At 46.3% G+C, this 21,176-nt stretch carries 18 protein-coding genes, 1 pseudogene and 1 riboswitch; of the genes and pseudogenes, 11 read left to right on the plus strand and 8 right to left on the minus strand.

Going from position 1 to position 21,176, the window contains the following annotated elements; translation table 11 throughout:
- Positions 1-82 precede the first annotated feature (82 nt).
- Complete coding sequence (gene pepT, locus MST20_RS08315) at positions 83-1,315, minus strand: peptidase T (protein ID WP_243941470.1); 1,233 nt, start codon at positions 1,313-1,315, stop codon at positions 83-85.
- A 139-nt stretch (positions 1,316-1,454) separates the two neighbouring features.
- Here pepT and MST20_RS08320 point away from each other — a divergent pair, with 139 nt between their 5' ends.
- The 5 genes from MST20_RS08320 (at position 1,455) to MST20_RS08340 (ending at position 6,830) form a co-directional block, all read left to right on the plus strand.
- Entirely contained in the window at positions 1,455-1,868 is a 414-nt protein-coding gene (locus MST20_RS08320; protein ID WP_065644367.1) for a hypothetical protein, read from the plus strand.
- Between the two features lie 95 nt (positions 1,869-1,963).
- A complete protein-coding gene (locus MST20_RS08325) occupies positions 1,964-2,533 on the plus strand; it encodes a sigma-70 family RNA polymerase sigma factor (RefSeq protein WP_243941472.1) in 570 nt (189 codons plus the stop codon).
- The gene (locus tag MST20_RS08330; protein ID WP_243941474.1) at positions 2,503-3,894 is read left to right on the plus strand and encodes a DUF4179 domain-containing protein; all 1,392 of its coding nucleotides are present in this window, start codon (positions 2,503-2,505) and stop codon (positions 3,892-3,894) included. Before MST20_RS08325 ends, MST20_RS08330 begins: the two co-directional genes overlap by 31 nt.
- Positions 3,895-4,050: 156 nt before the next feature.
- Positions 4,051-5,370: a PTS sugar transporter subunit IIC gene (locus MST20_RS08335; protein WP_243941476.1), complete on the plus strand. Its 1,320-nt coding sequence runs from the start codon at positions 4,051-4,053 to the stop codon at positions 5,368-5,370.
- 23 nt (positions 5,371-5,393) lie between these two features.
- Positions 5,394-6,830, plus strand: coding sequence for a glycoside hydrolase family 1 protein (locus MST20_RS08340; protein WP_243941479.1), 1,437 nt, complete (start codon positions 5,394-5,396; stop codon positions 6,828-6,830).
- A 54-nt stretch (positions 6,831-6,884) separates the two neighbouring features.
- Here the strand turns inward: MST20_RS08340 and MST20_RS08345 are convergent, their stop codons facing one another.
- From MST20_RS08345 to argR, 6 genes are all read right to left on the minus strand, one after another.
- A complete protein-coding gene (locus MST20_RS08345; RefSeq protein WP_020453468.1) occupies positions 6,885-7,562 on the minus strand; it encodes a Crp/Fnr family transcriptional regulator in 678 nt (225 codons plus the stop codon).
- Positions 7,563-7,671: 109 nt separating this feature from the next.
- Complete coding sequence (gene arcC, locus MST20_RS08350; RefSeq protein ID WP_243941481.1) at positions 7,672-8,622, minus strand: carbamate kinase; 951 nt, start codon at positions 8,620-8,622, stop codon at positions 7,672-7,674.
- 21 nt (positions 8,623-8,643) lie between these two features.
- Entirely contained in the window at positions 8,644-10,050 is a 1,407-nt protein-coding gene (gene arcD, locus MST20_RS08355) for an arginine-ornithine antiporter (protein ID WP_243941483.1), read from the minus strand.
- 53 nt (positions 10,051-10,103) lie between these two features.
- Positions 10,104-11,111 carry an ornithine carbamoyltransferase gene (gene argF, locus MST20_RS08360; RefSeq protein ID WP_243941485.1) on the minus strand — a complete coding sequence of 336 codons (1,008 nt, stop codon included), beginning with the start codon at positions 11,109-11,111 and terminating at the stop codon, positions 10,104-10,106.
- Between the two features lie 29 nt (positions 11,112-11,140).
- Positions 11,141-12,376, minus strand: a complete 1,236-nt coding sequence (gene arcA, locus MST20_RS08365; RefSeq protein WP_243941487.1) for an arginine deiminase — start codon at positions 12,374-12,376, stop codon at positions 11,141-11,143.
- A 267-nt stretch (positions 12,377-12,643) separates the two neighbouring features.
- On the minus strand, positions 12,644-13,084 hold the full coding sequence (gene argR, locus MST20_RS08370) for an arginine repressor (RefSeq protein WP_243941489.1): 441 nt from the start codon (positions 13,082-13,084) through the stop codon (positions 12,644-12,646).
- 168 nt (positions 13,085-13,252) lie between these two features.
- Positions 13,253-13,359, plus strand: a riboswitch (guanidine-I (ykkC/yxkD leader).
- Positions 13,360-13,443: 84 nt separating this feature from the next.
- Here argR and MST20_RS08375 point away from each other — a divergent pair.
- The 6 genes and pseudogenes from MST20_RS08375 to MST20_RS08400 all read left to right on the plus strand — a co-directional run bounded on the left by MST20_RS08375 (position 13,444) and on the right by MST20_RS08400 (position 19,375).
- Positions 13,444-14,280, plus strand: a complete 837-nt coding sequence (locus tag MST20_RS08375; protein ID WP_165428418.1) for a YitT family protein — start codon at positions 13,444-13,446, stop codon at positions 14,278-14,280.
- A 156-nt stretch (positions 14,281-14,436) separates the two neighbouring features.
- Positions 14,437-14,992: pseudogene (locus tag MST20_RS08380) on the plus strand (YfjD family protein).
- Positions 14,993-15,264: 272 nt separating this feature from the next.
- Positions 15,265-17,184, plus strand: a complete 1,920-nt coding sequence (gene ltaS, locus MST20_RS08385) for a lipoteichoic acid synthase (RefSeq protein ID WP_243941491.1) — start codon at positions 15,265-15,267, stop codon at positions 17,182-17,184.
- Positions 17,185-17,313: 129 nt separating this feature from the next.
- Complete coding sequence (locus tag MST20_RS08390) at positions 17,314-17,961, plus strand: hypothetical protein (RefSeq protein WP_243941493.1); 648 nt, start codon at positions 17,314-17,316, stop codon at positions 17,959-17,961.
- 144 nt (positions 17,962-18,105) lie between these two features.
- Positions 18,106-18,375: an excalibur calcium-binding domain-containing protein gene (locus tag MST20_RS08395; protein ID WP_243941495.1), complete on the plus strand. Its 270-nt coding sequence runs from the start codon at positions 18,106-18,108 to the stop codon at positions 18,373-18,375.
- A gap of 139 nt (positions 18,376-18,514) precedes the next feature.
- A complete protein-coding gene (locus MST20_RS08400; protein WP_243941497.1) occupies positions 18,515-19,375 on the plus strand; it encodes a glycerophosphodiester phosphodiesterase in 861 nt (286 codons plus the stop codon).
- A 42-nt stretch (positions 19,376-19,417) separates the two neighbouring features.
- On the opposite strand, the gene cimH is transcribed toward MST20_RS08400, so the two are convergent.
- Positions 19,418-20,770, minus strand: coding sequence for a citrate/malate transporter CimH (cimH, locus tag MST20_RS08405; protein ID WP_165428416.1), 1,353 nt, complete (start codon positions 20,768-20,770; stop codon positions 19,418-19,420).
- Positions 20,771-21,176 lie beyond the last annotated feature (406 nt).

A 21,176-nucleotide genomic window follows, 5' to 3' on the forward strand; every position in this document is an offset into this window, starting at 1 on the left:
TTCTAATTTAGGCAAAGCGCAGATAAAGGATGATCTGGCAAAAAAGCGGCTGTTTTGCAGCCGCTTTCCGCTTTTTTTCGTATTACGCTCTTTCTTCAAACAACTTCACAATTTCCACGATGACATTCGCGGCTTTGACCATATTGTCGGCGGAAATATACTCGTATTTTCCGTGAAAGTTTTCCCCGCCTGTGAAAATGTTCGGACAAGGAAGCCCCATGTATGAGAGCTGGGAGCCGTCTGTACCGCCGCGGATCGGTTTCACAACCGGCTCGATGTCCAGATTTTTCATCGCTTCATAGGCAATGTCGACAATCTCTTTGACCGGTTCGATCTTTTCCCTCATGTTGTAATATTGATCATTCATGTCCACTGTGATGCTGTTTTCGCCGTATTTGGCTTTAAGGTCGTTTGCAATTTTTTGGACGGTGGCTTTTCTCTCGTTAAATCGGTCTCTGTCAAAATCCCTGATGATATAGGAGAGATTGGTTTCCGAGACATCGCCCTTGATCGAAAGCAGATGATAGAAGCCTTCATAACCTTCAGTAAATTCAGGGGCTTCGTTTTCCGGAAATCCGGCATGAAACTGCATCGCAATTTTGGCGGCATTGACCATTTTCCCTTTTGCTGTGCCCGGATGGACGTTCGTTCCTTTACAAGTGATTTTCGCGGCTGCGGCATTGAAGTTTTCGTACTGCAGTTCGCCGAGCGGCCCGCCGTCAACCGTATACGCGAATGCGGCGTTGAACGCCTCGACGTCAAACTTGTGCGGCCCTCTGCCGATCTCTTCATCAGGCGTAAAAGCGACTCTGATTTTCCCGTGTTTGATTTCGGGGTGCGCAATTAAATATTCGATTGCCGTCATGATTTCAGAGATTCCCGCTTTATTGTCAGCACCGAGCAAAGTCGTTCCGTCGGTTGTGATCAACGTATGTCCCGCGTAATTTGCAAGCTCGGGAAATTCCTTGGGCGATAAGACGACATTGAGGGATTCATTCAGCACAATGTCCTTTCCGTCGTATTGTTCGATAACCTGCGGATTGACGTTCTTTCCGGTAAAATCTGTTGCTGTATCCACATGAGCCAGGAAGCCGATCGTCGGCACCTCTTTTTCCGTATTCGAAGGAAGCGTCGCCATCACATAGCCGTTTTCATCGATTGTGACGTCCTTCATGCCGATCTCTTTCAGCTCTTCGACAAGCATATTGGCAAGCGTCAGCTGCCCTGGAGTGGAAGGCGTCGTCTGACTGTTTTCATTTGACTGCGTATCCACTTTCGCATAAGAAATGAGACGTTCAATCAGTTTGTTCTTCATGTTTCCTTCATCTCCAATTGTTGGTTTTATGTTTATCTTATCATTCATGGCGGGCGAATCGAAAACTTTTATTCCTGTGTAGGAAAATTTAGTATAATATAGTTCTAAAGGATCATCACAATTGTAAGGGAGTATTAAAATGGCTAAAGGTTATACAAATGAAGGAACGAAATGGGAGTTTGCACATTCCTTCTGGCTTGTTTTCACATGGGTTCCTTTTGGATTTTTAAGCTGGTTTGCATTTATTTATATCGCAGCGCGAACGAAACAAAGAAAATGGTTATTTGCCGGGATCGGATATGCAGCGGCTGTTTTATTCGCTGCTTTTACAGCCAGAACGTTCCTCTTCGATTTGGCTATGAAAGCCTTGCTTATCGTTTGGATCATCTCAATCATTCATGCTTTCAAAACAAGGGCCGAATATTTGGTGCGGCTTGAAGCCGTATATCGAATCAAACGATCAAGTATGAATGAGCTGAGGGAAGAGCTAAAACATGAACAGGAACCGTACGGCCAAACCGAAACTCCTAAAGTGACGCTGACAAAGAAATAAATAGAATCCGCTATTTTCGGTGAAATAGCGGATTTTTTTAATGCAGAGAAAAAATTCCGTCCTTTTGAAACTTTTCTCATCCATTCTCTTCTCTAATGTTTGAAGGAGGCGCAGCAGTGAAGCAAATCAGATTAGTTAAGAAAGCTGTCGCAGGCAATGCCAAAGCTTTTGAAATGCTGTTTCAAAAGCACAGTGATCAGCTTTACAGAACAGCTTACATATATGTGCGAAATAAGGAGGACGCGTTAGATATCGTACAAGAGACGGCGTACAAGGCATTTTTATCGATTGCCCAGCTGAGGAATCCCGAATACTTTTTGACATGGCTGACGAAAATCCTTATTCATCATGCATATGCCTTATTGGACAAGAAAAAGAAAGTGGTTTTAATGGACAGGCCGCTGCAGGATGAAGGCCAGGAGCAGGAGGTGGATGCGGACGACAGAATGGGGATGCTTGAAGCCGTTCAGCGGTTGCGAAAAGAATATCAAACCGCCATCATTCTATTTTATTATCACGACATGCCGATTCATGATATCGCCGGGGTGATGAATGCTCCCGAAGGAACTGTTAAGACCTATTTGAAAAGAGCGAAGCTTGAATTAAAACAACTACTGACTGGGGGAGAAGACGCATGGACAAACAATGGTTCAAAAACGAAGTAAACAAGATCGATGTTCCTACAAAAGAAATCCAAGAATCAATCGATAAAGGCATCAAGCGGGCCAAGCGGGAAAAAACGTTTCGGCCGAAGCGCGCCGTGAAAAGGACCGTTTTTGTTTCAGGCGCGGCCGCCGTGCTCCTTCTCGGCAGCGGCTTCGTTTCCCCAGCGATGCAAAGCGTGTTGGCTGACGTCCCGCTGTTTGGAAAAGCGTATCAACAATTCCACGACTATGTCGGCCAAAACTTGGTGACGGGCCAGCTTGTCACTGAACTGAACGAGAAAGTGTCCAGCAACAACATAGACGTGACGGCGACAAGCGTTTATTTTGACGGCGGAATCATCGGTATGACGTTTAAGGTAAAAAGCGATACAAGAAAAGATTTAGATGATGGAGCGAGCATGATTCATTTCACATTATTTAATGGTGAGCGTAAATGGGCTATCGCTTCTCAAGGAGACATAAAGAAAACAGAGGACGGCTATACCGGCTACATTCAAACGGGCTATCCAGACAAACATATTCCCGACAAACTGACACTCCCGGTTACGATCACAGACATTAACGGAATCAGAGGGAAATGGAAGTTCGACATTCCGGTTGATAAACTGCCGTATAAAACGCTCCACGTAACCAAAAACAATACACAATCGGCTGATGGCCATAAACTCGCCGTAAAAACGGTAATTCTCGGAAAAGAATCGACTGTCATCGACTATGAAGTATCCAATTCAGAGGAATATCCAAACGATCGTACATCAATTATAAAAGTGACCGATGATAAAGGAAATGAAATCCCTCATATAAGCGGAGGGCAGTGGACGACAGACAGTACAAAAATCGGAAACAAGGTTCGTCACGAAGAAAGGCTGATCCTTGGAAAAGTGAATAAAGGAACAAAATACCTCAAGATTGAGGCAAGCAGCAGTATGGGCGATTCTGAAAAGACGCTGCCTCTCACAAAAACGCCCGCCGCGCTGAGCGCTGACCGTCATGATTTCCAGATTGCGGTTGATCAGGTGAAACAAAACGGCAGCAAACTGTCTGTCGACTATCATTTGAAACATGTCGATCAATCTAAGATCGATATGGACAGCATGCAAAATTTTTTAGAAACGATGTCGCTTGTTGATTCGGATTATAAAGGCTTTGACGAGGCGCCGATGGGACACAGCGTAAAAGGTAATTTTACAAAAGTGCTTGATCCTGAAAAACTCCGATTCCGATCAGACTTTACGTTAGATGGTGAATTCGGAGCGAAAAGCTTCAGCCTTGACCAATATTCGCTTGCTGTCGAGTTTGGTTATTTAAGCGCATTTTACTCTACACCGTTTAAGCCGATCAAAGTGCAATTGCCACAGTAAAATAGATGACCCGCTGTTTCAGTGAAACGGCGGGTTGTCTGCTTTGCTGGCCTCCCAACCTGAAAAATTTCCTCTCCCACAGGAAAAAATATGCACCAAAAAGAAAGCGTTTTCATTGTAAGGTAAAAGCAAACCACTAAAAAAGGGGGAGAGTAAATGAGCAGGATGGCGAAGGTGACCGAGGTGTTTGAGCGGGTCGCTTTTAAAATTACAAGCTTCAAATACATCATGGTCATTAAGTCGGCGTTTGTCACGCTGATGCCGGTCATCATTGCCGGGGCGTTTGCGGTTTTGATGCAGAATATGGTGATGAGCCCCGAGACGGGACTTGCGGTTTTCAAGCCTTTTCGGTTCTTGTCTGCGCTTGAGCCGATTATGGCGTCGATCAATTATGCGACGCTGAACTTTATTACGATCGGCGCAGTGTTTTTGATCGGGATTGAGCTCGGAAAGCTGAATGGGCATGAATCATTTTTTCCCGGCTTGATGGCGTTGATGTCCTATATCTCTGTCATTCCATCGACGGTGCTGTTGGAAGTGAACGGTTCGATGCAGGAAGTGGTTAATGTGCTGGCCAAGGAATTTACGGATCCGAAGTCGCTGTTTTTGGGGATGTTTATTTCGATTGTGTCTGTTGAAATCTTCAGCAAGCTTTCAAGCATGGACCGGCTTAAAATTAAAATGCCGGACAGCGTGCCGGCCAATGTCTCTGTCTCGTTCGGCACTTTATTTCCTTCGATTATTACGGTCACGATCATCGCCAGCTTCGGATTTGCTTTTCATCGGCTGACGGGCGTATACCTTCATGAAGCTGTTTACAATGTTGTGCAAAAGCCGCTTGAAGGAGCGATTCAAGGCCTTCCCGGCATTTTGCTGCTCGTGTTTGTCGCACAGTTTTTCTGGGTCATCGGCATACACGGAAACCAGATGGTGAAGCCGATCAGGGAGCCTTTGCTGCTCGCTTCGATTACCGTCAATATGAATGCATACGCTGCCGGCGAATCGATTCCGAATATCATTACGATGCCGTTTTGGGATGTGTACATGAGCATCGGCGGATCCGGCGTCACGATCGGTCTGTTGATCGCGATTTTTATCGCGGGGAAACGGGAGGATTTGCGCAGCATTACAAAAATTTCGTTTGGTCCCGGCATCTTCAATATCAATGAACCGGTGATCTTCGGAGTTCCCGTCATGCTGAATCCGTTAATGGCGATTCCATTTATTGTGACGCCGCTTGTGACGGGTGCGATCGGTTACATCGCGACAGCGGCGGGCTTTGCCGGAAAAGCCGTTGTCATGGTGCCGTGGACGACACCGCCGATTATCAATGCCTGGCTGTCGACAGGAGGAAGCCTCGGCGCCGTCGTCACACAAATCGTATGCATCATCGCCTCCGCCCTTATTTATCTTCCGTTTGTGATGTTGATGAATCGAAGCCTTACGGTCAGTTCTGAAAAAAATGTTTCTATGTAAAGGCGTTGAAAGGAGCGAACAAAATGGCGAGACAAACGTGGAAGATTCCCGACGATTTTATTCTCGGCGCAGCAGCGTCGGCGTGGCAGACAGAGGGGTGGGACGGGAAGCGGCCGACACAGGATTCTTATTTGGATATGTGGTACAAGAATGATCCGCATGTATGGTATGAAGGATACGGACCGGCGGTGGCAACCGATTTTTATAACCGCTATAAAGAGGATATCCATCATATGAAAGAGATTGGCTTGACACATTACCGGACATCGATTAACTGGTCCCGCTTTCTGATTGACTATGAAACAGCAGAAGTTGACGAAGTGTACGCAGGCTATATCGACGATGTCATCAATGAGCTGATTACGTCAGGTGTGGAGCCGATGATTTGCCTTGAGCATTATGAGATTCCCGCAGTTTTGATGGAGAAATACGGAGGATGGGGGTCTAAACATGTCATAGATTTATTTGCGGCATACGCGGAAAAAGTATTTGAACGGTATGGAGACAGGGTGAAATATTGGTTTACTTTTAATGAACCGATTGTCCCGCAAACGCGGATTTTCCTTGATGCAATTCGATATCCATATGAGCAGAACATAAAAAAATGGATGCAATGGAATTTTAATAAGGCATTGGCGACGGCGAAATGCGTCCGGCTTTTTCACACCCGCAAATCCGATTGCCTCGAAGGCGCCAAAATCGGCGTTATTTTAAATCCTGAGGTCACGTATGCAAGGTCGAGTGCTCCTCATGACCAAAAAGCGGCCCGCATCTATGATTTGTTTTTTAACAGGGTTTTTTTAGATCCGAGCATCAAAGGCGCCTATCCCGATGAATTGATGGAGCTTTTGGTCAAACACGACATTCTGTTTGACCATCATGAGGCGGAGCTTGACATCATCAAACAGCATACAGTAGATTTTGCCGGCATTAACCTTTATTACCCCCGCCGTGTAAAAGCTCCGTCAAGACAGTGGAATGACTCAACGCCATTTCATCCCGCTTATTACTATGAATACTTTGAGCTGCCCGGCAGAAAAATGAACCCGTTCAGAGGATGGGAGATCTATCCCCGCATTGTCTATGATATGGCGATGAGAATCAAACATGAGTATGGAAATATCGAATGGCTGATTGCGGAAAACGGCATGGGCGTCGAACATGAGGAGCGTTTTAAAAATGAAGAGGGGGTCATTCAGGATGACTACAGAATCGATTTTATTTCGGCCCATTTGCGAGAGGCGGTGAAAGGGATCGCCGCCGGCGCAAACTGCAAAGGATATATGCTTTGGGCGTTCACGGACAACGTCTCTCCGATGAACGCCTTTAAAAACCGCTACGGCCTTGTTGAGATCCGATTGGAGGACAACCGCAGCAGGGCGCTGAAAAAATCGGCTTACTTTTATCGGGATATCATCAAAAACAGACGGTTTGAAACAGAGGAATTCCGGTATAAATAAAGGCGGCGGGGGGAATCATCCCGCTTGTCGCCGGGATGATTTCTCATATATGATCTACATAAAATACTCCGGCCGATTGATCATAATCTGCTTGTTCATTTGACTGATAACGCCTTCACAGCGAAGCTTTTTCAGGACGGCGCTGACGGTTTCGCGGGATGTCCCTGAGATTTTGGCAATTTCAGCAGCGGTGATCGGACAGTTGATGACGGTTGAATTGCTTTCTTTTTGACCGAGGCTTTCGGTTAAATAGTAAATGGCTTGTGTGACCCTGTCATGGGCATGGGAGAGTGTAATGCGCTTCAGCCTTTCCTCGTGGAGGGCAAGGATGTCTGATAAATGATTGAGAATATCGTAAAGCAGGTTTTTGTTGTCCCGGACGAGATCTTCGAAGATGTTCATGGGTATATAGTAGAGTTCAATATCTGTTAAGGCTTCGGCGGCATAGTGATAATGCTCATCCCGAAACAAGCCTCCAAATGGGAAGAGGGTATGAGGACGGACATAGTCGGTATAAAACATGGATCCAGCTTCGTTTGATTTTTCGAGTTTGATAAAGCCGTCGAGAAGAAGGTACATTCGTTCCCGGGGGTCGTCTTCCATAAATAATATCTGGCCTTTATGGTAAGTGCGCCAATAGATAAACTGTTTCATATCTTCCAGATCTCTTTTATTCAGGGAAGCGAGAAGAGGAAACTTTTTCAGTTGATGTACGATGTCTTTGTTCTTCATATGGACCACCCTTATCGATTTTCTGATGTTGCGGTTATATAGTTTAAATTTTACTTGTTTTTGACGATTGGCAAAAGGAAGAACCCTCCCCGAGCCCTTCCTTTTGCTTTTAGGCTTGTTCGACAATCGTGCCGGCATTTCCTTGGAGAGCGTCTTTGGCTAAGTTCAGGGATGTGATGACCGTTTTGTTGCCTTTTTTGGCTTCAGCAAATTGGATGGCTGCTTTGACTTTTGGCAGCATGCTTCCTTCTGCAAATTGCTTTTCTTTTATATAACCTTTCAGTTCTTCGGTGGTGACGCGTTTCAGCGCGCGTTCTGTCGGCTTTAAATAATCGACGGCAACATAGTCGACACCTGTTAAAATGACCAGTTCGTCAGCCTGCACAAGTTCCGCCAGTTTGCAGGCGGCAAAGTCTTTGTCGATGACGGCGTCAATACCGGAGACGGCATCGCCGTTTTCAATGACGGGAACGCCTCCGCCGCCGGCCGCAATGACGATATGTCCGTGTTCGACAAGATCATTGATCACATCATGTTCAAGGATCGATACCGGAGCTGGAGACGGTACGACGCGGCGCCAGCCTCTTCCGGCGTCTTCTTTAAAAACGAGGCCGCCGTTGCGGCTGTTCATCAGTTCTTTCGCTTCTGCTTCGCTGTAAAACGGACCGATCGGCTTTGTCGGGTTGCGGAATGCTTCATCATCGCCTCGGACGGCGACGCGGGTAATGACAGTTGCCGCATGTCCGCCTTTCCCTTTCGCATGCAGCGCCCGGTCAAGGGCATTTTGCAGCCAATAGCCGATCATTCCCTGGGTCATGGAAACACAAGTTTCAAGCGGCATCGCCGGCGTTTTCGGAGAATCCGCCTCTTTTTGCTGAATCATCAGGTTTCCGACCTGTGGGCCGTTTCCGTGCGTGATGATTAATTCAGCGCCGCTGTCGATCATATCCGCCAAATACATGGCCGTTTCTTCAAGCGCGCGCTTTTGCGCTTCTGCGCTGGCATCTCCGGTTTGGATGGCATTACCGCCAAGTGCGACGACAATTTTTCTTTTTTTCATTTGATCATCACCTCTGTTTTATTAAATTGAAATGCTTCCCGCAGCCAGCCTGATCACGGCGATGACAGCCAATATAAGAATCGCGGCGGCAATCAAAAGCTCGGCTTTATTGAAGACGGGGCCTTCTTTTCCTTTGCGGACAGCCCGGAATACGAGAATGCCCGGAACGTATAAAATCATGGTCAAAAGCAGGTAATCAAGTCCTGCGGCATAGACGAGCCAGACGCCGTAAATGCTTGCGATGATCCCGATGATGAGGTTCTTTCCCCGGTCAGGTTCTTTGTGCAGCCAGCTGTATTTAAGCTGATAAAGCCCGGAAAACAGATACGGGATCAAGATGGCCGAGGAAGCCAGGGAGAATGCAAACTGGTAGGCCGTATCCGAAATGAGAAACGTCAGCAAAAACAGCTGGATAATGGCGTTTGTCAAAGTCAGCGCATTTGTCGGCGCACCGTTTTTATTTTCTTTGCCGAACCATTTCGGGAAGACCCCTTCGCGCGCCGCGATCAGCGGGAGTTCGCCCGCGAATAATGTCCAGGCCAGCCAGGCGCCCAATACGGAAATGATCAATCCCAAGTTGATGAGCACAGCTCCCCATTTGCCGACGATATGCTCCATGATCGCAGCCATTGAAGGATTCGGAAGCCCGGCCAAGTTTTGCTGATTCATGACGCCGAGCGACAGCATCGTAATCATGACGTAAATCACGAGTACACTGATCAAGCCGATGACAGTCGCTTTGCCGACATCGCTTGATTTTTTGGCACGGCTTGAGAATAAGACGGCCCCTTCAATTCCGGTAAACACCCATACGGTCACCAGCATCGTGCTCTTAACCTGTGTCCCGATGGAACCGAGCGACAGCCCTTTTCCCCAGAAATCGTTCGTAAATAAATCAAGATGAAACACAAAGATAATGGCGATAATGAAAGCAAAAATCGGTACCAGTTTTGAAATGGTCGTAATTAAGTTGATCATGGCAGCGGACTGTACCCCGCGCAGGATCAAAAAGTGCACGCACCAGAGGATTACGCTTGCACCGATAATCGATGCGACGTTTTGTCCGTCTCCAAACGCAGGGATGAAATATCCGACTGCGCTGAACAGCAGGGTTCCGTATGCGACATTGCCGAGAAGGGCTGCGAACCAGTATCCCCAGCCGCTGTTAAACCCCATAAAATGGCCGAATCCTTCCCGCGCGTAAGTGAAAATACCGCCGTCTAAATCAGGCCTTTTCGTCGTCAAGTTTTGGAAAGAGAAGGCCAGGGCAATCATGCCGACTCCGGTGATGATCCAGCCGATTAAAATGGCTCCCGCCCCCGCTCCTGAAGCCATGTCGCTTGCAAGGTTGAAGGCGCCCCCGCCGATCATCGATCCGATGACAAGCGCGATAAGTGCAAACAGCCCAAGTTTCTTTTCTTCCGCCATTTTTGTCACCTCATTCGGTTTAGAATGGAAAAGGGAGTGAGCCCCTTTTCCTGTCAGTCAAGATCGCCGAGTGTCGCTGCCATGACCGCTTTAATTGTGTGCATGCGGTTTTCAGCTTCATCGAACACTTTAGAGTGTTTGCTGCGGAACACTTCGTCCGTCACTTCCATTTCTTTAAGGCCGTGCTGATCGTAAACGTTTTGTCCGTAAGTTGTATGAAGGTCGTGGAAGGCAGGCAGACAGTGCAGGAAGATGACGTTGTCATTTCCTGTTTTCTTGACGAGATCCATATTCACTTGATAAGGCTTGAGCAGTTTGATCCTTTCAGCGAACTTGTCTTCTTCTCCCATGGATACCCAGACGTCCGTATACAGAACGTCGGCTCCGGATACGGCTTTATCTGTATCGCTTGTGACGGTAATTTTTCCGCCGGATTCTTTGGCGAACGCTTCCGCCATTTTAACGATGTCCTGATCAGGGAACAGCTCTTGAGGCGAGCAGATTCTTACGTCCATGCCGACTTTGGCGCCGCCGATGAGCAGGCTGTTGGCGACATTGTTCCGGCCGTCGCCGATATAGGTGAGTTTGATCCCTTTTACGCGTCCCGTATGTTCTTTCACTGTCATAAAGTCCGCAAGCATCTGTGTCGGATGCCATAAATCGGTCAGCCCGTTCCATACCGGCACACCGGAATGCTCTGCCAGGGAAATCACTTTTTCGTGTTCAAATCCGCGGAATTCAATTCCGTCGAACATGCGGCCGAGAACTTTGGCCGTGTCTTCGATCGATTCTTTTTTGCCGAGCTGAATGTCGTCTTTGCCCAAATATTCGGGATGTGTACCGAGGTCGATACAGGCTGTTGTGAAAGCGCAGCGCGTTCTTGTAGAAGGCTTTTCAAACAGCAAAGCGATGTTTTTGCCTTCCAAATAGCGATGCTTGATGCCTTGCGCTTTTTTTTCTTTTAATTTTTGGGCAAGATCGAGCAAATAGAGGATTTCTTCTTCTGAAAAATCTTTTTCAGCTAAGTAGCTTCTGCCTTTTAAATCAATTGTTTGGTTCATGGATCTCTCTCCTTTTTCTTTAGGTTTGTCTATTTCACGTCTTCGCGGTAGAGCGGCATGCTCATGCAGCGCGGGCCGCCGCGTCCTCTTGAAAGCTCCCCGCTCGGGATTTCGATAACTTCAATACCCTGTTCTCTCAAACATTCGTTAGAAATGTAATTCCGGTCATAGGTGACGACGACACCAGGAGCGATCGCGAGTGTATTGGAGCCGTCATTCCACTGCTCCCTGGCTGAAGCGATTTCGTCTCCGCCGCCGCAGAAGATCAAATTGACATCTGACAGGCCGAGCGTTCTTTTCAGCACTTCCGGCAAATTGTGTTCTTCAGTCGTATGAATGTCGTTTGCCGTTTTTCCCCTCTCAAGAACGAAGATCCGCATGTCTCCTTCAGGCCCCTGGATGGCGGGATGGATCGTGAATTGATCACGGTCAACCATCGTGAAGACGGTATCTAAATGCATAAAGGCTCTGCTCTTCGGTATTTCGACGGCCAGTACGCGGCGAATCCGGCTCTGCCGCTGAAATAAGTTCCGGACAAGACGCTCGATCGCCTGAGCCGTTGTCCGTTCTGATACCCCGATCGCTACGGTTTCTTCATTTAAGACAAGCTCATCTCCGCCTTCAATATTGAATTTGAAATCACGGTCGAGCCAAACCGGAATCTCATGCCCTTTAAAACGCGGGTGGTGATTGATAATGTAGCGCATAAACAGCGACTCTCTCCTGCGAGCAGGCTCTTTCATTTTGTTGATGGTCAGTCCGCTGCCGATGGCGGCCGCCGGATCTCTTGTAAAGTAAAGGTTTGGCATCGGATCGAGATAAAATGGATAATGGTCTTCCATCAGCTCATGAAGATGCGATTTCTTTTCGCGTTCCAGCTCATTTTTTCGAATGCCGCTCATCACATGTTCGACCATCGAATCGGCGTCAAAGGTGAGCAAGAACTCTTTCAGCCTGTCGTAAGCGCCGTTGATATCCGCCTTGCTTTCTGTTAAAAGCTCATCGATAAACCGCTCGCGGACGAAAGCGTCATCCAAGGCTTCGGCCGTCAGCTTTTCTAAATAAAGAACTTCAACTCCCTGTTTCTTTAACGTTTCTGCAAATTGGTCATGCTCTTTTTGCACCGCTGGCAAAAAAGGAATATCGTCAAAGAGAAGCCTTTCCAGATATTCGGGTGTGAGGTTTTCCAGTTCCCGACCGGGCCGCTTCAGCATGACGGTTTTCAAAGGGCCGATTTCAGAGTAAACGTGTATCGGTGTTGTCATGATCATCCCGCCTCCTAAGCTCTTTTTGTTACATGTACAGCGTAAAACAGGAAGGAAAAGCGCGATGTGAAAGCGATAACAACGAAAACGTGATATATTTCACATGTTTTTTGATGAAGCAAAAACAAAAATGAATAATTATGATAAATCGAAAATGAGTCCTTGCAGGAGCAGAGAATAGAACGTATAAAACGTGTATATTTTTAAAGGGGATTTCTCGAAAAAAATTTTTTTGAAGGGCAAAAAAAGCTGATCCGGACGGCCGGATCAGCATAAGTGATCACAAAATGATTGGGCTGCCTCAGGCGATTGGGAAATCACAAGGCATGTATCGTTCCCGCATATACAGCCCAGCATTTCCGGGCTTCCGAGCTTATCAAGAAGGACGCCGATGGCATGGGCGTTGCCGGGCATTGTTTTAATAATGATCAAGTTGTCCGTCCGATGCACATGCAGGACAACGTCGGAGATTTTATCTTTCAATATTTTGGAAGGGTTGATGGATAAAGAAGCATTTGTCGTGTAGACAAGCTTTCCGTTTTCACCGGGCTGTTTCACAAGATACATGTCTTTAATATCGCGGGAAATGGTAGACTGCGAAACGGCGATGCCGCGTTTTTCCAGCAGGGATGCCAGCTGTTCCTGATTTTCTACCGGATGTTCGAGAATGGTCTGCTTGATGAGCCATTGCCGTTTTTGTTTGTTCATAAGAGCGCCTCCCAGCAAAACACGTATATCTATTATTATAGAACGGTTTTATCGCCGGAAGATGGAAGCTATTTTACAAAAAAACAAATCTTTCAGGCTGTTAAAGGGGTTGATAGACCCCAAAATTTCACTTATAATGCTTGAAGATGACAAATTGATAACAGAGAAAAGGTGGTTTTCTAGGGTTCCGCAGTGCGTTCCGCGCTGGTCTGGTCCGAGAGAAAACACATAGCGAAGATATCGTTATGACACGGTGGGATAAAAGCCCAGGAGTTTTTGCTCTTGATCAAAGAGCTTCTCTCCGGGGCTTTTTTACTTTTTACAGGAAATCGACTACGGATAAGGAAGGGGATGCAGTTATGAAAAAGAAAGCAATGGACATAATCCTGATTGTGATAGGCGCATTTTTCTTTGCGTTAGCCGTGAATCTGTTCGCCATCCCGAATGACTTGGGAGAAGGCGGCGTCACGGGGATCACGCTGATTTTATACTACGTTTTTGAATGGTCTCCGGGCATCACGAACTTTGTGCTGAACGGCATTCTTCTGATCATCGGCTATCGCTTTTTGGATAAAAAAACGACGATTTATACCATCATCGCGGTGGCGGCCAATTCGTTTTTTCTGCATGTCACTGAAGATTGGACGGTGCCGGCTGATGAAGTGATCATCAGCACGATCTTTGCCGGGGTATTTGCCGGCGTCGGCATCGGCATGATCATCCGTGTCGGCGGAACCACTGCCGGGTCCGCGATTCTCGCGAGAATCGCCAATAAATATTTTGACTGGAACATCAGCTATGCCTTGCTGATGATCGATTTAGTTGTCGTGTTCAGTTCCTACTTTATCATCGGAGCTGAAAAGCTGATGTTTACGATTGTCATGCTGTACATCGCCACAAAGGTCATGGATTTCATTATCGAAGGGCTCAACACGAAAAAAGCGATCACGATCATTTCCGAGCATAAAAACGAGATCGCAGCGCAGGTCAATACTTTGATGGACCGCGGCGTCACGATATTAACGGGACGCGGACACTATACGGGCGATTCCAAAGAAATTTTATACATTGTCATTAATAAACAAGAGCTGTCCATGCTCAAGAAAATTATAAGAAGCACAGATAAAAAAGCATTTGTCATCATCCACGATGTCAGGGATGTATTCGGCGAGGGATTTGTTGATATTTCAAAATAGGGGAAGGCTCCCGGCAGATGGCCGGAAGCCTTATTGCATTCATCGGGTCTGATCATCTGCTATTAATAAATACATGAAGTTTTATGCAGAAACCGGTTTCTGTGGTAAGGTAGATTGTGGCATGAATATCATGAATATAGAAATCCGCTTGCTGAAGTGGAACAGAAAGAAAAACAGCCAATTGATGTGAAAAGCCGAATGTTCTTTAGAGTATGGGTTTGCGGGGACTGCAGGTTTCGGATTGGTCGGAGCATGGCTCTTTTATGAAGCAATAAAACTCGACTCGACATATTCATTGCTGTACCTGGGAGTCGGACTTTTCGGGATCATCTATGGTTTGATTACTTTTCTAATGATATTTCCGGTCTTCACGAAAAAAGGAAACATCATCTTCAGCATGATCGAGGGAGAAGGCGGACGGCTGTTCTCAGGGAAGAAATCTGTGTTGTTCAAGGACATCAAAAGCCTTAAAATGGCGCAGCACCGCTGCAGCCCGAAAGGCATTTTCTTTATGGATATACTGATAGAGATGCGCGGGAACGGCATGGTGCGGATTCCGACGTACAACATTCTTCCTGAACCGGCATTTTATCAAGCGGTCGAGCTATACATTCTGCCCTATATGACGGAGGAAGCGCGTGCGGACTGGATCGGCCGGTTCACAGAAGCGCAAAGAAAAGCTTATTTAAATGAATTTCATAAAGATATTTAATCCTTCGGGAAAAAGCAATTTTCGAGGTGAATGAAAATAACTGAAACCTTTGGGGAAATTCATTCGTCTTAATTAGAGGCCGTTATCTTAAGTGCGGAAATTTTTTTTCGCAGGCGCGGACTGTTTGAGTGAGGGAAGCCGGGGGTATTTCGCCGTGGACGTGCTTGAAAAACCGCCGAGACTTTTAGTAGAATGATATATTATCGTTTCCTCACGCTTCTTTGACTGAAACAGAAAGCGGTCTAAAAAAGTTTAAAAAGGTAGAGGTTATCATGAAAAAAATATTCTCTCATAAGCTAAGCTTTTTTTTGTTAGCTGTTGTTTTTGTATGGGCTAAAACCTATGCTTCCTACTTTTTAGAGTTTAATTTGGGTGTGAAAGGGTCTACGCAGCAAATGCTGCTGTTTATCAACCCATTCAGCTTCACGATTGCTGCACTCGGTTTGGCTTTGTTTGCAAAAGGCCGCCGGACGGCGATATGGATCATCATCATTGATGCTGTGATGACGTTTGCTTTATATGCAAATATCCTGTTTTACCGTTTCTTTGATGACTTTTTGACGTTTGCAAACTTAAAACAAGCCGGAAACCTCGGCAACATGTCGGATGGCGTTTTTGACATCATGGCATTTCATGACGTTATCTATTTCGTCGATTTGATCATTCTGATTGCATTATGTGTGAAGCTGCCTGAACTGAAGGCGGCACAACTGAAGAAAAGATGGGCTGCAACTGTCGTTGTCGGCGGAGTGGCGCTGTTTTTCATCAATCTTGCAGTTGCTGAGACAGACCGTCCGGAGCTTTTGACAAGAACATTTGACCGAAATTATATCGTCAAGTATTTGGGGCCTTACAATTACATGATCTATGATGGTGTTCAGGCTGCCCAAAACGCGAGCCAAAAGGCATACGCGAGCAGCGACGACCTGACGAGCGTCATCAACTATACAAATTCGCATTATGCGAAACCGAATGACGAGTATTTCGGCGCAGCAAAAGGCAAGAACATCATCAAGATTCATTTGGAAAGCTTTCAGACGTTTTTGATCGATTATAAGCTGAACGGAAAAGAAGTTACGCCGTTCTTGAACAAGCTGGCGCACGGCCAGAATGACATGATGTATTTCGATAACTTTTTCCATCAGACCGGTCAGGGTAAAACCGCGGATGCCGAATTGATGATGGACAACAGCCTTTACGGACTGCCTGAAGGCAGCGCGTTTGTAACAAAAGGGCAAAATACGTACCAGTCCCTGCCGGCGATTCTGAACCAAAAAGAAGGCTACACAAGCGCCGTGATGCACGGGGATTACAAGTCATTCTGGAACCGCGACCAGGTGTATAAACAAATTGGCTATGACAAATTCTTCGATGCCAGCACATATGACATGTCAGAGGAGAACCTCGTCAACCTTGGCTTGAAAGACAAGCCGTTCTTTGAAGAGTCAATTCCGAAACTGAAGTCGCTCAAACAGCCGTTCTATGCCCATTTAATCTCCCTGACAAACCACTATCCGTTCATTTTGGATGAAAAGGATGCCACCCTTGAAAAGGGAACGACGGGAGACAAAACGGTAGACGGGTACTTCCAGACGGCGCGCTATCTTGACGAAGCGCTTGAAGATTTCTTTAAAGAGCTGAAAAAATCGGGATTATATGATGATTCCGTTATCGTGATCTATGGCGACCACAACGGAATCTCAGAGAATCACAACCGTGCGATGAAAGAAGTATTAGGAAAAGAGATTACACCGTATCAAAACGCGATGAATCAGCGCGTACCGCTTATGATCCGCGTTCCGGGCAAAAAAGGCGGAGTCAATCATACGTATGGCGGAGAAATGGATGTCATGCCGACACTTCTTCACCTGCAAGGTATTGACAGCAAAAAATACATCAACTTTGGTACAGACCTCTTTTCTAAAGACCACGACGAAACCGTGGCTTTCAGAAATGGAAACTATGTAACGCCGAAGTACACGATGATTGATACGACCGTATACGATACAAAGACAGGAAAAGAGATCAAAGGCAACCAGGAAACGGAAAACCTGAAATCGCAGGTGTCCGAACAGCTGGATCTGTCCGACCAAGTACTCTATAAAGATCTGTTAAGATTCCACGGGATTTCGGACTTCAAGCCTGTTGATCCATCAAAATATCATTACGGAAAAGAAAAAACCGGCGAGTAAAAACGAAAAACCGCCTGACGCTTCATAAAGCAGTCAGGCGGTTTTTTTGTGTGCTGGTCCGCCATTGTTCTAAGAAGCCGGCCCGGCACATAGATTGATAGGAAAGAGGACAGAACAAGGATAGAGGATGTGAGTACGTTGACCAAATCTCAGTATTTTTTTAAATTGCATCCTTTGATGGTGCCGGCCGGTTGGACGGTGAAAGAAAATCATTTGTATCAAAAGCCGATTCGCGATCCCCGCCGTACGCTCTTCATCTTGGAGAATGAAAGCTCCGGTAAAATGGTACAAGTTGAATATGCTGGAGAACTGAAGTACGTCATCAGGATGCTAAATGCTGATCAAACGCTGGTCAGCGAAGATTCAGACACGTCGTATGAACAGCTGGTCGAACGGTTGGAAGATAGGATTCGTGTTTCCGGTGGCGCCTGTAATTTGCTGAGGCTTAGAATCCCGGCCGGCTGGACGGTTGTGCATCACTCATTAACCGATACAAACCCCGATGAATTGGCGCCTGACAGCAAGGCCTGGCGGTCAGATTTCAAACGGGATCTTTTGAAGCTGCGGCATGATGAAGAATGCCTTCTGCTCGATGTAGAGTGGTATCCCGAATGCAGTCCGGCGGGCCATTATGCGCTGAAATTGATTAAAAATGGGAACTGGAACAGTCCTTTGGAAGACATGCTGTGTATCCATCCGAAGGAATTAGCCTATGAGATTAACGCTATTTTGAAAAAGACATGTGAACATCAATATGTTGATGAAGCCGGCGCATAACGCGGCCGGTTTTTTGTGCGAAAAGTCCTTTGTTCAATACATACTTTTTATTCAATAAAATGTCATATTTTTCTTGAGTGAATAAGAAAAATATTTTATGATGGTAAAAGATACATAAGAAATAGACGAAAGGGGTCAAATGGGATGAAAAAAATAGCAGCGGGGCTTTTGTCTGCCGGTCTTATCATCGGTTTTTCCTGGGGTGCCAGCGATGTGGCAGAAGCAAAAACGCAGGTGAAAACGTACAAAAACTGCAAAGCTTTAAACAAAGACTATAAAGGCGGCGTCGCACGTTCGAAGTCGGTGAAAAACAAAGGCGGAAAAACGAAGTACAAGCCCTATGTTTCAAAAGCGCTTTATGACGCCAATAAAAAGCTGGACCGAGATAAAGACAAAATTGCCTGTGAGCGCTGATATATCCAAAAAAAGATCTCTGCTGAGGGGTCTTTTTTGTTTATCAGGAAATTTATGAAAATTAAAGACTGCTGAAACATAATCTTAACAGTGCGAACCTATACTTTGGCAAGAGAAGAGCAAAAGGGGAGTGGATGATGTGTCAGCATTATTAAAAAAATTGATGTTATCTTCATTGATCGGGGTTTCGATCGGGTCAGCACTGTTTGCACCGGATGCGGGAGCGCAAGAGCCGGCGGCGAAGCCTAAAAAAGTGGCTGTCATTGCGCACAGAGGCGCTTCGGGATATGCGCCGGAAAACACGATGGCTGCCTTTGAAAAGGCGCTTCAGATGAAAGCGGATTATATCGAGCTGGATGTTCAAATGTCCAAGGACGGGGAGCTTGTCGTCATTCACGATACGACCGTAAACCGTACGACAGACATCGGCTCAGTGCTGCCGGTCGCCGTAAAGGACTTGACACTTGCCGAGCTGCGCAAGCTTGATGCTGGCAGCTACTTCGGTCCTCGGTTCGCCGGGGAGCGCATTCCGACATTTGAAGAAGTGCTTGACCGGTATAAAGGGAAGATCGGAATGCTGATCGAATTGAAAGAACCTGCACGCTATCCGGGAATCGAAGAAAAAGTATCAGCGGCATTGAAAGAGCGGAGAATGGATAAGCCTAAAAACGGGAAAATCATTGTACAATCGTTTGATTTTAACTCTGTTTACAAAATTCATCAGCTGCTACCATCGATGCCGACAGGTGTCTTAACGTCAAAAGCAGCTGACTTAACAGATGCAAAGCTCAAGGCATTTTCCGGCTATGCCAAATATGTGAACGCCAACTTAAAAAATGTGGCCGCTGATCCTACACTTGTGCCGAGGATTCATGCGCTCGGCATGAAAATTACGCCATGGACCGTCCGCTCCCGCGATGAAGTGCCTCCGCTTTTAAAGGCCGGCGTTGACGGGATTGTGACAGACTTTCCCGACTATGTTCCGAAAAAAGTACGCTAAAAAGTAAGCCTGCAGTTCACGCTCTGCAGGCTTTTTCATTCATCAATAAAACTGGGCTAACAGCAGCAATGTCAGTGTAACGGTTATCGCGCCGCCGATTCTTGTGGACACCTGAGCAAACGGCATAAGCTCAAGGCGCTCTGCGGCGCTGAGAATGGCGATGTCCCCCGTTCCGCCCTGACCTGAATGGCAGGCATTGATAATCGCAGTTTCGATCGGGTACATGTTCAGCCACTTTCCTGTAAAAAAGCCGACGGCTATCATCGTGACCACAACAGATACGATCGTTATAATATTGGCGATATTAAAAGCAGCGATCAGCTTGTCCCATGGTGTCATGGAGACGCCAATGGCAAAAAGCAGCGGATATGTCACAGCAGTTGAAAAGAAGCGTGACACGCCGTAGGCGCCGTTTTCCAAATTCGCCGGAGCCAAACGAAACAGTTTCACGGCAACAGCCAAGAGAAGCATCATGACGGGTGCTGGAAATCCGAACAAGTCATGTGAAAGCATACCGACTAAATATAGTGAGACGGCAAGAATGCCTCCCGATGCAAAGTGGGAAAGATTAAAAACGCTTTCTTTGTCTTTGTCGCGGCTTTCAAGCGGCAGTGCGTCCCCGCTTTCGAAACGATCGACTTTTCCGTTGCCTGTCCATTCAGGCTTTTTCTTTCCCATTACGTTTAAAACCCCTGACAAAATGACAGCGCTTAAGCTTCCAAACATAATGGAAGGAATGACAAGTGCAAAAGCTTCCCCTTGTGACATGTGCATGATCTCCGAATAGCCGATTGACAGCGGAATGGCTCCCTCTCCAACCCCTCCGGCCATGATCGGAATCACAATGTACAGAAGCGTATGCTGAAATCCGAGGCCGAGCATTGTACCAACTGTCAGACCGACTGCCGCTGCGGCAATTGTCCCTGCAATCAGCGGAATGAAAATTTTAATGAACGCCCTGACCAGCGTTTCTCTTTTCATCCCTAAAATGCTTCCCACTACAATGGCTGAGATAAACAAATAAAGAAAGTTTGAGTTTTCTGTAAATTCAGTTGTTGATTTGATAATGTCATCGGGAATGAGATGGTAATAGACGATCGCTGAAGGAATAAACGTCGCAAGTATAGCGGCACCGCCGACAGAACGAAGAAGCGGCAGCGACTTTCCGATTTGGGCGAAGGTGAATCCGAAAAAGCCCATAACCGCAATGGCTGTTAAAATGTCGCTTTTCAGATCGTGCATATAGACAAACGTCACAATCAAAGCGAAGAGCAGCAAGTATACGGGCAGCGGAATGATGCCGATTTTAACATTCATTGCTCTTGCGAAAAAATTTTCATCCGGTTCTTTCGTTGTTTGAATCGGTATGTGTTGTACCTTTGTTTTTGCTTCCATATTCTTTCCCCCATCCTTTTTGTTCTCCCTTTGCTCTGAGTTATTTAACTAAATTAAGTATACTAAAAAAATCAAAATTCAGACAACCGTGCAGGAAGACCTAGCTGTTTTCCCATGATGATCTAGAGCGGCTCCATTTGGTTAAAGACGTGTCTGTACACTGTTTAATAGCCTTGTACAGGCTGTTTTTGACCCCGGCAATTCCCGAATTCCCTTTTGCTGGAATGGAAATCGACACAAAAAAGCTGTTAATCCGTCAAAAATAAATCAAACATTTAGGAGCAGAGACCTTTTTTCTTGTGTGAACCGTTGATACATTCAGCTCCCGTCCCCGAACAGACACAGGACGTCTGCGACCAAAGATTCAATCTTGAGACGGCATATATGTGAGGGTTATCAATATGAA

The organism is Bacillus sp. B19-2, assembly GCF_022832475.1.
Lineage (GTDB): Bacteria > Bacillota > Bacilli > Bacillales > Bacillaceae > Bacillus > Bacillus paralicheniformis.

Excerpts from the sequence above, each read along its gene's own strand:
- ltaS (WP_243941491.1), top strand. The coding sequence starts at position 15,265 with ATGAAAAAAATATTCTCTCATAAGCTAAGCTTTTTTTTGTTAGCTGTT.
- arcC (WP_243941481.1), bottom strand. The coding sequence starts at position 8,622 with ATGAAAAAAAGAAAAATTGTCGTCGCACTTGGCGGTAATGCCATCCAA.
- MST20_RS08340 (WP_243941479.1), top strand. The coding sequence starts at position 5,394 with ATGGCGAGACAAACGTGGAAGATTCCCGACGATTTTATTCTCGGCGCA.
- MST20_RS08375 (WP_165428418.1), top strand. The coding sequence starts at position 13,444 with ATGAAAAAGAAAGCAATGGACATAATCCTGATTGTGATAGGCGCATTT.
- argF (WP_243941485.1), bottom strand. The coding sequence starts at position 11,111 with ATGAACCAAACAATTGATTTAAAAGGCAGAAGCTACTTAGCTGAAAAA.
- arcD (WP_243941483.1), bottom strand. The coding sequence starts at position 10,050 with ATGGCGGAAGAAAAGAAACTTGGGCTGTTTGCACTTATCGCGCTTGTC.
- argR (WP_243941489.1), bottom strand. The coding sequence starts at position 13,084 with ATGAACAAACAAAAACGGCAATGGCTCATCAAGCAGACCATTCTCGAA.
- MST20_RS08330 (WP_243941474.1), top strand. The coding sequence starts at position 2,503 with ATGGACAAACAATGGTTCAAAAACGAAGTAAACAAGATCGATGTTCCT.
- MST20_RS08345 (WP_020453468.1), bottom strand. The coding sequence starts at position 7,562 with ATGAAGAACAAAGACATCGTACATCAACTGAAAAAGTTTCCTCTTCTC.
- MST20_RS08325 (WP_243941472.1), top strand. The coding sequence starts at position 1,964 with ATGTTTGAAGGAGGCGCAGCAGTGAAGCAAATCAGATTAGTTAAGAAA.
- pepT (WP_243941470.1), bottom strand. The coding sequence starts at position 1,315 with ATGAAGAACAAACTGATTGAACGTCTCATTTCTTATGCGAAAGTGGAT.
- MST20_RS08320 (WP_065644367.1), top strand. The coding sequence starts at position 1,455 with ATGGCTAAAGGTTATACAAATGAAGGAACGAAATGGGAGTTTGCACAT.
- arcA (WP_243941487.1), bottom strand. The coding sequence starts at position 12,376 with ATGACAACACCGATACACGTTTACTCTGAAATCGGCCCTTTGAAAACC.
- cimH (WP_165428416.1), bottom strand. The coding sequence starts at position 20,770 with ATGGAAGCAAAAACAAAGGTACAACACATACCGATTCAAACAACGAAA.
- MST20_RS08335 (WP_243941476.1), top strand. The coding sequence starts at position 4,051 with ATGAGCAGGATGGCGAAGGTGACCGAGGTGTTTGAGCGGGTCGCTTTT.
- MST20_RS08395 (WP_243941495.1), top strand. The coding sequence starts at position 18,106 with ATGAAAAAAATAGCAGCGGGGCTTTTGTCTGCCGGTCTTATCATCGGT.